General features: G+C 37.8%; 12 protein-coding genes. 11 read left to right on the top strand and 1 reads right to left on the bottom strand.

From position 1 onward, the window contains the following. The first annotated feature begins 236 nt into the window (after positions 1-236). Positions 237-1280 (top strand): 4-hydroxyphenylpyruvate dioxygenase, encoded by a 1044-nt coding sequence (gene hppD, locus B6A32_RS05515; protein ID WP_085301804.1) that lies wholly within the window; start codon positions 237-239, stop codon positions 1278-1280. Positions 1281-1879: 599 nt separating this feature from the next. On the opposite strand, the gene suhB is transcribed toward hppD, so the two are convergent. After that, positions 1880-2683: an inositol-1-monophosphatase gene (gene suhB, locus B6A32_RS05520; RefSeq protein ID WP_085301806.1), complete on the bottom strand. Its 804-nt coding sequence runs from the start codon at positions 2681-2683 to the stop codon at positions 1880-1882. 425 nt (positions 2684-3108) lie between these two features. Here suhB and trmJ point away from each other — a divergent pair, with 425 nt between their 5' ends. From trmJ to B6A32_RS05570, 10 genes are all read left to right on the top strand, one after another. Beyond that, complete coding sequence (trmJ, locus tag B6A32_RS05525) at positions 3109-3867, top strand: tRNA (cytosine(32)/uridine(32)-2'-O)-methyltransferase TrmJ (protein ID WP_085301808.1); 759 nt, start codon at positions 3109-3111, stop codon at positions 3865-3867. Between the two features lie 92 nt (positions 3868-3959). After that, the gene (gene cysE / locus B6A32_RS05530; protein ID WP_085301810.1) at positions 3960-4769 is read left to right on the top strand and encodes a serine O-acetyltransferase; all 810 of its coding nucleotides are present in this window, start codon (positions 3960-3962) and stop codon (positions 4767-4769) included. A gap of 231 nt (positions 4770-5000) precedes the next feature. Then, on the top strand, positions 5001-5510 hold the full coding sequence (gene iscR, locus B6A32_RS05535; RefSeq protein ID WP_085301812.1) for a Fe-S cluster assembly transcriptional regulator IscR: 510 nt from the start codon (positions 5001-5003) through the stop codon (positions 5508-5510). Between the two features lie 29 nt (positions 5511-5539). Continuing rightward, complete coding sequence (locus tag B6A32_RS05540; RefSeq protein ID WP_085301814.1) at positions 5540-6754, top strand: IscS subfamily cysteine desulfurase; 1215 nt, start codon at positions 5540-5542, stop codon at positions 6752-6754. A gap of 18 nt (positions 6755-6772) precedes the next feature. Beyond that, the gene (gene iscU / locus B6A32_RS05545; protein WP_085301816.1) at positions 6773-7156 is read left to right on the top strand and encodes a Fe-S cluster assembly scaffold IscU; all 384 of its coding nucleotides are present in this window, start codon (positions 6773-6775) and stop codon (positions 7154-7156) included. Positions 7157-7170: 14 nt separating this feature from the next. After that, positions 7171-7494 carry an iron-sulfur cluster assembly protein IscA gene (iscA, locus tag B6A32_RS05550; protein ID WP_085301818.1) on the top strand — a complete coding sequence of 108 codons (324 nt, stop codon included), beginning with the start codon at positions 7171-7173 and terminating at the stop codon, positions 7492-7494. Positions 7495-7521: 27 nt separating this feature from the next. After that, positions 7522-8049, top strand: a complete 528-nt coding sequence (gene hscB, locus B6A32_RS05555) for a co-chaperone HscB (RefSeq protein WP_085301820.1) — start codon at positions 7522-7524, stop codon at positions 8047-8049. A gap of 122 nt (positions 8050-8171) precedes the next feature. Then, a complete protein-coding gene (gene hscA / locus B6A32_RS05560; protein ID WP_085301822.1) occupies positions 8172-10046 on the top strand; it encodes a Fe-S protein assembly chaperone HscA in 1875 nt (624 codons plus the stop codon). A gap of 4 nt (positions 10047-10050) precedes the next feature. Beyond that, positions 10051-10389 (top strand): ISC system 2Fe-2S type ferredoxin, encoded by a 339-nt coding sequence (fdx, locus tag B6A32_RS05565; RefSeq protein WP_085301824.1) that lies wholly within the window; start codon positions 10051-10053, stop codon positions 10387-10389. A 226-nt stretch (positions 10390-10615) separates the two neighbouring features. Continuing rightward, positions 10616-14296 carry a tandem-95 repeat protein gene (locus B6A32_RS05570; protein ID WP_143327869.1) on the top strand — a complete coding sequence of 1227 codons (3681 nt, stop codon included), beginning with the start codon at positions 10616-10618 and terminating at the stop codon, positions 14294-14296. Positions 14297-14499 lie beyond the last annotated feature (203 nt).

The raw sequence follows: 14499 nt of genomic DNA on the forward strand, positions 1-14499 counted from the left end.
TTGCAATGGATTTAGATGGTTATATAAGCAATTTATCACGGCTAAAATCTTCTGTAAAAATAACGTTACATCTGCGTGAGCCGCCAGCTATAGCTTAGATCCTTGTAACGAATTATTCCCGTAGTTTTGACGTAACAATAGATTTACGCTTCAAATAATGTCAGTTTTTTCATTCACTTCCTCTTCGCTGATTTCAGAGTAATAATCGCTTCATTGCTACAACGAGAGAAAAAATTATGACAGAAGTAACAAACCCACTAAATTTACGCGGTATCGAATTTATTGAATATGCAACGCCAGACTCTGACTTTATGGCTGATGCTTTTTACGGTTTTGGTTTTTCAAAAACCAAGAAATTCAAAGGTCGTGACATTGATTATTTTAATCAAAATGATATTCATTTCTTCTTAAACAATGAGCAAGCAGGGTTCTCTAAAGAATTTGCTAAAAGCCATGGACCTGCAATATGTTCAATGGGCTGGCGTGTAGAAGATGCAGACTATGCTTTTGAGCAAGCTGTAGCGCGTGGTGCTAAATCGGCACAAGGTGTAGATAAAAAATTACCTTACCCGGCAATATTTGGTATTGGCGATAGCTTAATTTACTTTATTGAAAAATTTGGTGCTAAAGGCTCTATCTATCAAGACGATTGTGAAGATCTTGCTGAGCCAGTATTAGTTAAAGACAAAGGCTTTAAAGCTGTTGATCACTTAACGAATAACGTTTACCAAGGCACTATGGAGTTTTGGGCTGATTTTTATAAAAACATATTTGGTTTCACTGATGTACGTTACTTTGACATTAAAGGTGAGAAGTCAGCATTAGTTTCTTATGCTTTACAATCTCCGTGTGGCACCTTCTGTATTCCTATTAACGAAGGAAAGGGCACAAGCAACAACCAAATAGATGAGTATCTAAATGAATATAATGGCCCAGGTGTTCAACATTTAGCATTTATCAGCGATGACTTGCTCGGTTCTTTAGATCAACTTGATAAAAATATCATTGATACACTAAATATTGTTCCTGAGTATTATGACGATGTTTTTGATCGTATTCCTTGGGTAAAAGAAGACCCACAACGCATTCGTGATCATCAAGTATTGGTTGATAGCCAAAAAGAAAATTCATACTTGTTACAGATATTCACTAAAAACATTTTTGGACCTATTTTTATTGAAATGATCCAGCGTGTAGACGACCAAGGCTTTGGCGAAGGTAACTTCACTGCCTTGTTTAAGTCAATTGAGTTGAACCAAATGGAACGTGGCGTGCTTTAAGCAATTAGCTTTCTAAACGCGACCAAGAGCCAGCTTATGCTGGCTTTTTTATGTTCTTATATTCAGTCATGAACAATATTTACTAGCTGTGAACCATTTTTAACGTTGTTTTACACGTTAACTACTGTGTATCTGACCTTACTTTATAAATCTTTTAATCACCGAGCACTCTAAGGTAAAAACAATAGTTCAAAACATCCTACCACCGAGGCACCGAGGCGCTGCGCGCTACACCGAGAAGTTATAAAAAATAAACAATATGAATGGTAAGATCTTACCCCATAATTTTTTCTGGGTTTAGCTCTTCTCTGTGCAGGACGAAGTCCCTCGGTGCCTCGGTGGTAGCATATCTTTTATGTGTTAAACACTATTAACCAATTACTCGAATTAAAACAAATATCTTTAAATAGCTGAAAAATACTTCCTGTGTTCAACTCATTCAGTTCTTATTCTTTTCTCCCTGTGAGTCATTTTTATCGTTGTTTATCACGTTAATTAATGTGTACCTTAATTAATGTGTACCTGACCCTACTTTATATGCTGAATTTTAGGCATAAAAAAAGCGCCAGAAGGCGCTTTAAAATTGCAATAATTATGTATTACTTGCTTAGTGCTTCACCTAAGTGAGGACGAATATCTTTTAAGATTTCTTTTGCTAAGCGTGGGCTACTCGCAACGATATTACCTGAGGTACTGTGATTATGGCCACCAACAAAATCTGTTACCAAACCACCAGCTTCAATAACCATAAGTTCACCGGCAGCGGTATCCCAAGGTTTTAAACCAATTTCAAAGTAACCGTCAACACGGCCTGAAGCAACGTAAGCTAAATCAAGTGCGGCTGAGCCAGCACGACGCATGTCTGATGTTTTACCGAATAGCGTTTTGAACATTTCTAAGTAAGCATTGGTATGTTGCTTATGCTTAAAAGGGAAACCTGTCGCTAAAATAGCGCCATTTAGTTCTTTAGATTGTTTTACGCGAATACGGAAACCGTTTAATTGTGCACCTTTACCACGACTAGCTGTAAATAGTTCACCACGGATTGGATCGTAGATCACAGATTGATCTAACTTTCCTTTAACTTTAAGCGCGATAGATACCGCAAAGTGTGGAATACCTTTAACGAAGTTTGACGTACCGTCTAATGGATCAATAATCCATTGGTAGTCATTGTCTTTCCCTTCAATTACGCCACACTCTTCACCAATAATCGTGTGGTTAGGGTAAGATTTTTGAATTGTTTCAACAATAGCTAGTTCAGCATTTATATCAACATTAGTAACGATATCGTTAGTACCCTTAGATTCAATTTCAATCTTATCTACTTGTTCAAAAGCGCGCAGAATTACTTTGCCCGCAGCACGCGCAGAGCGCACGGCAATATTTAGCATCGGATGCATGATCGACTACCCTATAATGTTGTAAAATGTCATAAACAGCTATGTAAAAGAACGAGGTTAATCTTAAAAAGCTATACTTGTATGAGCCCCCTAAAATTAAGCGCGCGAATTATAGCAAACTAATTATCAATTAGCGATACCCTTCTTCAGTAATAACTAACAGAAGTTCCTAATGTGAATTTAAGTTATAGCTTATGTAATACAACTTAGCTGAATTTCTTTACCTAACTTTATTTGCCTATATAAGCGAAAGTGCTAAGACATATTGATAAACACTAGGGAAGAAATACAAAACGGATGATTTTTTCGCAGTACAAGTATATGGTTCTGTGTTAACATTATCGACAATTTTAGCCATCTAGATAGTCAACACTATAATTTAAATATAATTGAAATGTTGTCTGCGAATTAAGTAAGTATAAATAATGTCAGATTCTTTATTAAACAAAGTACGTATAGTTCTCGTTAATACCTCAGATTGTCGTAACATTGGCTCAGCCGCTCGAGCGATGAAAACAATGGGTTTAACGGATCTTGTGTTAGTTGATCCAATTGAAATGCCTAATGGGCAAGCGCAAGCTTTAGCTGCTGGAGCAACTGATGTTTTAAAAAACGCCAGAGTTGTTTCTACGCTTGAAGAAGCCATTGATGACTGTGGTTTAGTTGTTGGTACAAGTGCTCGCTCTCGTACATTACCTTGGCCGATGTTGGAGCCTCGCGGTTGTGGTGAAAAACTAATCACCGAAGCGCAAGAGTATCCAGTGGCTTTAGTCTTTGGTCGAGAAAGTAGTGGCTTAACGAATGAAGAACTGCAGCTATGTCACTTTCATGTGCAAATTCCAGCGAACCCAGAATACAGTTCATTGAACTTGGCAATGGCGGTACAAACATTAAGTTATGAAGTACGTACAAGCTTTTTAATTCATGAACAGCAAGCGTTCACAATGAATGACAACGAAGAGTATCCATTGGTAGATGAAACTGAACGTTTTTATGAGCATTTTGAAAATGCATTAAAAGACACGGGTTTTATTGTTCCAAGCCACCCTGGTTTAGTCATGACTAAGTTGCGTCGTTTATTTAATCGTGCAAGACCTGATGTTAAAGAATTAAAAATGATGCGCGGCATTTTAGCCTCAGTTGAGCGTGCTGCAAAAGTAGCTAACGCGAATAACAAAGATTAATGGTAGCTGTAAATAGCAATTGAGTTATCTGACTAATTTTGTTGCTATAAACTGTATAACACGGCTATTGAAAAGAAAATTAAGGAACGTGAATGTTTAACCGCATGAAAGAAGACATCAACAGTGTATTTGACCGAGACCCAGCAGCACGCAATGTATTTGAAGTGCTTACCAACTATCCTGGTTTGCATGCTGTTTGGTTTCATCGTCTGAGTCATAAATTGTGGAAATGTGACTGGAAATGGTTAGCACGTTCATTTTCAACCTTTTCACGTTGGTTAACAGGCATTGAGATCCACCCCGGTGCAACTATTGGTCGTCGTTTTTTTATTGATCATGGCATGGGTGTAGTTATTGGTGGCACGGCAGAAATTGGCGACGATGTAACTTTATATCAGGGTGTTACTTTAGGCGGTACAAGCTGGAAAGAAGGTAAACGTCATCCGACATTAATGGATAATGTTGTAATAGGTGCGGGTGCAAAAATATTAGGGCCAATAACTATTGGCAAGCATGGCAAAGTTGGCTCTAACTCTGTTGTGGTAAAAGATGTACCTGATAATGCTACTGCAGTAGGTATTCCAGCGCGTATTGTAAATCCAAATAAAAATAAAGATGATGCTGAAAATCGTGAAAAAGTAGCGAAAAAATATGGTTTTGATGCTTATGCTGTTGCCACTGATAATCCAGATCCAGTGGCTAAAGCTATTGGCCGTTTACTCGATCATATGCACTTGATGGACAACAAAATAGCCTCTTTATGTCGAGGCGTTAATCAACTTGGAGGGGAAGTTTGTCAAGAAGCGTTACCCGAATTAAAAGTTGGCGAATTCGACGAAGATGAAAAAGCGGCTGCTAAACGCAGAGAAGGCGCAGCGGCTAATTTTGACCCTATGATTTAACATCAACTATTTACCTATAGTTACTTATCAAGCTTAAGAATATAGATAACGCCTGATAAGTAATTTAGGTTGATAGAACTCAACTACAGCATGATAACCAAGCTATTATTTTTCCTTTTCATTGACTAATTTTTCAACCCGAGTAAAATACCTGAGTAAATCACTCGGGTATTTAGTTGACTATTTTATAAGGTTATGTAAAATTGCGCAGCAAATTGATAGGGGTATTAAATGAAATTGACGTCTAAAGGCCGATATGCCGTAACAGCGATGCTTGATGTGGCTATTCATGCCGTAGCAGGACCTGTACCATTGGCTGATATATCAGAGCGCCAAGGCATTTCATTATCATACCTAGAACAACTTTTTTCACGCCTTAGAAAATACGGACTAGTGAATAGTGTTCGTGGCCCAGGTGGCGGATATCGGTTAGGTCAATGCTCTGCAAAAATTACCGTGGCTGATGTTATCAATGCAGTAGATGAAAGTATCAATGCCACCAAATGTGGCGGTACAGGTAATTGTCAAGACGGACAACAATGCCTCACGCATTATTTATGGACAGATTTAAGCGATAGAATTGAAGATTTTTTAAAAAGCATTTCACTTGCCGAGCTCGTCGAGCAACGAAATGTTAAAATAGTGTCACAGCGACAAGATGAAACGGCAGCGAAAGCACGCAAATCACCCTCGTTAGAGACCTTAATTACCACTCGCAATATTATGAATGACTGGCATTAATTGCTAGTTCAATTGGAGATTATTAATCAATGAAGCTTCCTATTTATTTTGATTATTCAGCGACCACACCTGTAGACAAGCGTGTAGCTGAAAAAATGATGCAATATATGACAACAGATGGTTTTTACGGAAACCCAGCATCACGCTCACACAAATTCGGCTGGCAAGCAGAAGAAGCGGTAGATATCGCGCGTAATCAAATTGCTGATTTGATCAATGCTGACCCACGCGAAATTGTTATTACGTCAGGCGCTACAGAATCAAACAACCTTGCAATTAAAGGTGCTGCTAAATTTTACAGTAAAAAAGGTAAGCACATTATTACCTGTAAAACTGAGCATAAAGCGGTATTAGATACTTGTCGTGAATTAGAACGTCAAGGTTTTGAGGTTACTTACCTTGACCCTGAAAGCAACGGCTTAATTGATCTAAAAAAATTAGAAGCGGCTATGCGAGATGACACAGTACTTGTCAGCATTATGCACGTGAATAATGAAATAGGTGTTATCCAAGACATCGCTGAAATTGGCGAAATGTGTCGTGCACGCAAAGTTATCTTCCATGTTGATGCTGCGCAAAGTGCCGGTAAAATCAACATTGATTTACAACATTTAAAAGTAGATTTAATGTCATTTTCTGCCCATAAAATTTATGGTCCAAAAGGCATTGGTGCACTTTATGTTAGCCGTAAACCTCGTGTACGTTTAGAGTCACAAATACACGGTGGCGGACATGAACGTGGTATGCGTTCTGGCACACTAGCAACACACCAAATTGTTGGTATGGGTGAAGCCTTTAGAATTGCCAAAGAAGAATTAGCACAAGACGAGGCACACGTAACTAAAATGCGTGACCGTTTATGGGCAGGTTTGAACGATATGGAACAAGTGTTCATTAATGGCGATGCCGACAAACGTTACCCTGGTAACTTAAACGTTAGCTTTAACTTTGTTGAAGGCGAATCGTTAATTATGGCACTAAAAGACTTAGCCGTATCTTCAGGTTCAGCATGTACATCGGCAAGTTTAGAGCCGTCTTATGTACTTCGCGCACTAGGCTTAAACGACGAAATGGCGCATAGCTCAATTCGTTTTAGCTTTGGTCGTTTTACTACAGAAGAAGAAATTGACTACGCCATTGACCTGATCAAAAAGGCAATTGGCCATTTACGTGACATGTCACCGCTTTGGGAAATGTTCAAAGACGGTATCGATTTAGACTCAATAGAGTGGGCTGCTCACTAGAGCACTAGGAGAAATATTATGGCTTATAGCGAAAAAGTAATTGATCATTATGAAAATCCACGCAACGTTGGCTCTTTAGACAAGAGCGATCCACAAGTTGCTACGGGTATGGTTGGCGCACCAGCATGTGGTGACGTAATGAAACTACAACTTAAAATTTCAGCTGACGGTATTATCGAAGATGCTAAATTTAAAACTTACGGTTGTGGCTCTGCAATTGCCTCAAGCTCATTAGTAACAGAATGGGTTAAAGGGAAATCAATTGACGAAGCAGGCGAAATTAAAAATACTGCTATTGCTGAAGAACTTGCCTTACCGCCAGTAAAAATTCACTGTTCAATCCTAGCGGAAGATGCAATTAAAGCGGCAATCGAAGATTACCGTAGTAAGCACAAAGCTTAAGCTGGAGACTAACTATGAGTGTAACGATGACACCTGCCGCATCTGACAGGGTAAAATCGTTTATCGAAAACCGAGGCAAGGGCCTTGGTTTACGATTAGGTATTAAAACAACCGGTTGTTCTGGTTTAGCTTATGTACTTGAATTTGTAGATGAGCTAAATGAAGACGACACACTTTTTTCTATCAATGACTGTAATATCATTATTGACGGTAAAAGTTTGGTTTATCTTGACGGTATCGAACTTGATTTTGTTAAAGAAGGTTTGAACGAAGGCTTTAAATTCACCAACCCAAACGCTAAAGGCGAATGTGGCTGTGGTGAAAGTTTTAATGTTTAGTGAACAGTTAACTTCACTGGAGTTGTTGTGAATTATTTTGAATTATTTGGTTTAGACGTTCAGTTCAATCTTGATCTTGCTAAGCTTTCAACACTTTATCAAACATTACAAAAAAAAGTGCATCCTGATCGTTTTGCTCATGGCTCAAGCCAAGAGCAAATGTTAGCAGTTAAGAAATCAACGCTAATTAACGATGCTTATCAAACATTAAAAAAACCGCTTCAACGTGCGCAATACCTATTAGAATTGCGCGGCGTTAGCATGCCTAGCGAGCAAGCTTCATTTGGTGACGTTAGTTTTTTAATGCATCAAATGGAATTGCGAGAAATGCTAGATGACGTTAAGCAAGCTGATGATATAGACGCAGCCGTGTTTAACGTTTCACAAGTGTTTGAAACCGAATATCAGCAACTATTTACCCAGTTGCAAGCACAGTTGGCAGATAACACCACCGAGTCTAATAATTTGGCGTGCGATAATTTAAGAAAGCTTAAATTTTATCAAAAACTGCATGTTGAACTCGAAAAACTCGAAGAGTTGTTGTTAGACGACTAATTACCAAGTTAAGTAACCTGGTATTAATAACATTTAGACGTTAATAGCGATATTGTTGAGTTACAAAAGCATGTCGCTATTAATAAAAAATCCGTAAAACTATCACCTAACGAGCTTTTACAATGGCATTATTACAAATCGCTGAACCAGGGCAAAGTACAGTTCCTCACGAGCATCGTCTAGCCGCAGGTATTGACCTAGGCACCACCAATTCATTAATCGCTAGCGTAAAAAGTGGCCTGGCAGAAACAATAGTTGACGCTAATGGTTTAGATATTTTACCGTCAGTGGTTAGCTACCAAAGCAATGAAGTTGTTGTTGGTAACGAGGCAAAAGCGTTTGCGGTAAGCGACCCTGAAAATACCATCGTATCAGCGAAGCGCTTAATTGGCCGTTCAAAAGCTGATATCAATAATAAATATGCCTCTTTACCTTATACATTTACTGGCGATGAAAATCACCCGTCAATTGTAACGCGCACCGGCGATGTTAACCCTGTACAAGTCTCTGCTGAAATCCTTAGAGCACTAGCAAAACGTGCAGAAGATTCTTTAGGTGGAGAGTTAACGGGTGTTGTTATCACTGTACCTGCATACTTTGATGATGCTCAGCGTCATAGTACAAAAGATGCAGCAAAATTAGCCGGTGTTAACGTATTACGTTTGCTAAACGAACCTACAGCCGCCGCAGTTGCTTATGGATTAGATACTAAACACGAAGGCAAGCAAGAAGGTGTTGTTGCTGTTTATGATTTAGGCGGTGGTACTTTTGATATTTCAATATTGCGTTTGAATAAAGGTGTGTTTGAAGTATTGGCAACCGGTGGCGACTCGGCACTCGGTGGTGACGATTTTGACGGCATATTAGTTGAACATATTGTTGAACAAGCCGGTTTAGTACGTCCATTATCACCTTCTTTGGAAAGACAATTAACCCAGCAAGCATGTTCGGCAAAAGAGCAATTATCTCATCATGAAAGTGTCGATATTGCCTTAAATTTGGCAGATAATAAATCTTGGACCGGTAAAGTAACCCGTTCAGAGTTTGAGCAATTAATTGCGCCTTTAGTTAAGAAAACACTACGTGCTTGTCGTCGTGCTGTAAAAGACGCAGAACTTGAGATTGAAGAAGTTATTGAAGTTGTTATGGTTGGCGGTTCAACACGCGTGCCATTAGTGCGTAGCGAAGTTGAAAGCTTCTTTAAGCGACAACCATTAACCTCAATTGACCCTGATAAAGTCGTTGCCATAGGCGCTGCTATTCAAGCTGATATTTTAGCGGGTAATAAGCCAGACAGCGACATGCTTTTACTTGATGTTATTCCATTATCACTTGGCTTAGAAACCATGGGTGGTTTAGTTGAAAAAGTCATTTCACGTAACACCACAATACCTGTCGCTAAAGCACAAGAATTTACTACTTTTAAAGATGGCCAAACCGCCATGGCAGTACATGTTTTACAAGGTGAACGTGAGCTTGTTGACGACTGTCGCTCTTTAGCCCGTTTTGAACTTCGCGGTATACCTGCCATGACCGCAGGTGCTGCACATATTCGTGTTACTTTTAAAGTAGACGCTGACGGACTGTTAGAAGTTTCAGCAATGGAAAAATCAACCGGCATTGAATCAAGTATTACCGTTAAACCAAGTTTTGGTTTAGAGGCAGATGAAATTACCAACATGCTAAAAGATTCAATGGTCAATGCAGAGCAAGATATTCAAGCGCGTATGTTGAAAGAGCAACAGGTTGAAGCATTACGTGTTATAGAATCTGTTCAAGCTGCATTAGTCGCAGATAGCGCATTATTAGAAAGTTCAGAAATAAGCGAAATTAATAACGCTATTGCTGCACTTCACCAAATAAGCCAAACAGGTAACGCCGATGAAATTGAAGCGGCGTTAGAAACATTAAATAATAGTACCGCCATATTTGCTGAACGTAGAATGGATTCATCCATTAAAACAGCACTTTCTGGCCATTCAGTTGACGAGGTTTAGTTAAATGCCACAAATAATATTTTTACCGAATGAAGATCTTTGCCCTGAGGGGGCAGTTGTTCAAGCCGAGAAAGGCGAAAGTGTATTAAACGTAGCGTTGAAAAATGACATTGGTGTTGAGCACGCCTGTGAAAAAGTATGTGCTTGCACAACATGTCATATGATCATTCGTGAAGGCTTCGACTCTATCGCTGAAAGTGACGAGTTAGAAGACGACATGCTTGATAAAGCTTGGGGCTTAGAGCCAGATTCACGTCTTGGCTGTCAAGCTATCGTAGGCGATGAAGACTTAGTCGTAGAAATTCCTAAATACACGGTGAACATGGTGTCTGAAAATCACTAATTGATTTAGCTACATAGAATAATAAAAAGGGTAATAACAGCAATGTTATTACCCTTTTTAGATCGTATTCAAATTACTTTTAATCACTACAGCACTTATAGCTCAAGCATTAAACCTTTTTTCTTAACGCTTTGAATTTACTTTTAATTAAACAAATTTTTTAAATTGTAAATTATATGTTAAATTCTAGGTAATTATTATATTGGTTCTATCAAGGGAATGAAAAGTGAAGTATTTTTTCTATGTGATTTTGTTGTTATCGACTATTTTGTCGTCAGTTGATGCTATTGCTCAAGAAGCTAAACTTGTTAAAAAGGCAGAATGGGGCTCAGGTACTTATGAGCATATGGTCGAGATTAATGATCATTACTATATAGTGACACGCTCTGGACAAGTTGATGTTATTAATCCTGAATTAGCAGGAGAGTCATCTTTGATAGGGCAAATTGATTTTGACTTTGAACCTGATATTCGTGCAATTTCTAAGTTTGACAACTTTCTAATTATTGTGACTAACGATAAAGTTAATATTTATAGTATTACTGACGCTATAAATATTACACAAGTATATTCATTAACAGTATCAGGGCATTGGAATGCCGAAGTGATAAATCATCAAGGTGATTTATATTACGTAGATGGTGATAACAAAATATACGTCATTGCTGAAGCAGAGGGCGTTTTCAGCCTTAGCAAAGTTATTCAGTCACCAGCAAGTAACTATAATGAAGAGGTTTATGTTTCTGATCGAAACTTATTTATCGAAGATTCAACGCTTTATTATGTCTATCGAGTGCAAGAAAACGGAACACTTGCGACTAAGGTAGAGTCATACCAACTCACTGATTTAACGCTAAGCGACTCAGGACTACTAGAAGGAATTGGCATTTCAACGAACGGTGTTTATGTAGGTGACGGACGTTTTGTAATTTCAAATTATCAATATTTGTATTTGATTAAACTAATTGATGGGCAAGTCACAATTTTAAATGACTTTGATACGGTTCAGTATAATAAAATTTTTCATTTAACGAGCAAAAACAATACGCTAAAAGCGCTTTCAGACAACGTTCTTTATACATTTCAAATATCTGAAAGCAATACAATAAGCACCTTATCTACAGAAAGCTTAACGGATCACTTCTTATCAAACTCGTATATGCGTGATGTATATTGGCGTGATGATAAGCTTATTGGTCTAAACACTAAATCAGGTGTTTTCGAAATAGATCTTGTTGATAATGTTATAGACAGCATCGCGTTTTCTTATAATCAAAGTGGCGATATGGGTAAGGCTGTTATTGAAAATAACTTAGTATATTTACCTCGTGATTCACGCATAGACATTATTAATATTACTGATATTGACAATATTACTTTGCAAAATAGTATTGTCGAAAATGTTAAAGACATAGAAAGAGTATCTACTAATCTAATTTTTTCTAACGGACAAAGAATAAGCAATCAAACAATAGTAAGTGACAGTGAAATTCAACTTAACAGTGAAGTTAGCGTGAATAATAAAGCCGGTCCATTATTGTTCAAAGATAGTCATATATATAACATAAATTTTGACACTGAATCTTCAGTGACGCGCCATAGTGCTAGTTCACTTTATAGTTTGTATGAGACTCCTTTAGAAGCTAGCATTTCTAACCCTGACAATTCTTGTCCACAAAAATTAGGTTTACTTGCCGATACGCTTATCGCATCTGACCCATGTAGCAATAATAAAATCCATCTATTTACAGATTATAACAACGACGATTTTGTATACAGTCGTACAATAGAGCTTGGGTTTAGTTATTATCAGCTGGTTATAGCTAACGAGTATATTTATCTGATAAGTCCGGAAGGAATAAAGGTTGTTGCACTATCTGCGTCTGATGAGTTCACAGAGGTTAGTTCAATTGATATAGGCTTTTCAGTTTTTAACGGTATAAGTGCTGACCTTTTGGAAGGTTATTTACTTATTTCAGATGGTTTTTATTTTCATTTGTTTGAAACCTCAGAGCCTAGTTTACCAACCTTGATCTCGAAAGCAAAAATCAACGATTTTGAGTGGCGAGAGGCAAACTTTCAAATAGCTGACAATTATCTTCTGGTAACAACCAAGGATCAGGGGAAGATTAAGTTTTTTCAAATAAACAAAGCACCAACAGTCAATGAGGCTTCCCTGAATATTAACGAAGATGAAACTTCAGAGCCTTTAATTACCTTTGTTGATCCGGAAGCAGATCCTTTAGACCTTTCAATTGTTAATGATGCAATTAATGGCGAGCTAACCGTTGATGGCGAAACAATAATATATACGCCGAATGAGAACTTTAATGGTGAAGACACCATTTTATTAAAAGCTGAAGATATACACGGTAACTTTATTGAACATGAGTTATTAGTCACGGTAAATTCAATTAATGACGTACCAACCATTTTAACAAGTGTATTAACAACCAATGAAGATATGGTGTTAACCTCTGAAATTGCCTTCCAAGATATCGAAAATGATGGTGTAGAATTTCATTTAATATCGGAAACTAGCAATGGAGTGGCATCTATTTCTTTACAGGGTGTACTAACTTATAGCCCAGCTGAGAATTTCTTTGGTGAAGATTCGCTAGTTGTTTCAGTTACAGATGAAAACGAGGGCATTAGTGAAAAAGAAATAGCAATAACAGTTACTTCAGTTAATGATAATCCAGAATTTAGTAACATGTCTTTTAGTGTTGATGAAGATCACTTGTTGTCTGACCAAGTTATGGCAACAGATATTGATAGTGAAATATTAACTTTTTCTGTTGTTACTGCGCCTGAGTCAGGCACCTTAAATTTGCAAGAGTCAGGTCATTTTACTTATCAGCCAGATGTTGATTATGATCAACAAGATCGTTTTGAAATTGCAGTTATAGATGAACAAGGCGGAAGAAGTCAGGCCCAAGTTATTATTGCTGTTAAATCAATGAATGATGCGCCTGTATTTGAGGTAAATAATTTTTTCATAAACGAAGACACACCATTAACTCAGCCGATACTTTTTTATGATGTTGACTCTGGCGTACATACAGTTGAAATATTGTCTTCTGCAACTAATGGTGTAGTTGAGCTAAACAACGGAGCAGCATTCACTTATAACCCTGAAAACAATTTTTCAGGTGTAGATAAGTTCAGAGTGCGCCTTACTGACGAACAGGGTGCTAGTGTTGAAGGCGAAATTAAAATAACTATTGCGCCTGTGAACGACACTCCTGACTTTACCACGTCTAATTATTCTGTTAATGAAGATAACGTGCTCACAAGCAAGTTGGAGGCATTCGATATTGAAGGTCAAGCACTGACATTTGAATTAATAAGTGATGAAGATCTGCAAGGAAACGTAAGTGTTGAAAGTGATGGACAGTTCAGTTTCGAGCCTTCTTTAAACTTTTACGGCGAAACCTCTTTCACTGCTAAGGTAACCGACAGTGAGGCTAGCGCTAGTACTCAAATTATTAACATTACAGTCAATGCCGTTGATGATGTGCCAGCACCAGAAAATACCTCACTTTCTTTACTGTTTAATGGAAATGTCTCTCAGAGTTTACCAACCATAGATGTTGACGGACAGACTCTGAGTTATCGTTTAGTTACCGATGTTAAAAATGGCGTATTAACTTTATCAGCCTCCGGGCAATACAAGTACTCTCCAAATGCAGGGTATTCTGGCAATGATTCTTTTACATACGAAGTTAATGACGTGAATAACAATGTTGCACAAGCTACCGTTTCATTTACTGTGCAATCAGCTGCAGAACCTACCAAAACAGGATCAAGCTCAGGGGGTAGTTTTGGATATTTTATGTTGTTAAGTTTAGTTATATCATTTGGCTTTAGATTGAAATTTGCTCGTGCATCGGGCGATTTAAAATAACTAAATATTAGTTTAAAAAATATAAAGGGTAATAACACCAAGTTGAGATAACATGATGGCGTTATTACTCTTTTTTAGTTAATGCACTAACTCACATAACGCATATTTATAAAGAGTTTAAGTGGTGCCGAAAGGGTAGGTGTTTTGAAATTAACTTCATCCGTCCTTTGTAGAAGGCGGCTTTGATAGAATCAATGGTGTTA

Source organism: Colwellia polaris (assembly GCF_002104515.1).
GTDB classification, from domain to species: domain Bacteria; phylum Pseudomonadota; class Gammaproteobacteria; order Enterobacterales; family Alteromonadaceae; genus Cognaticolwellia; species Cognaticolwellia polaris.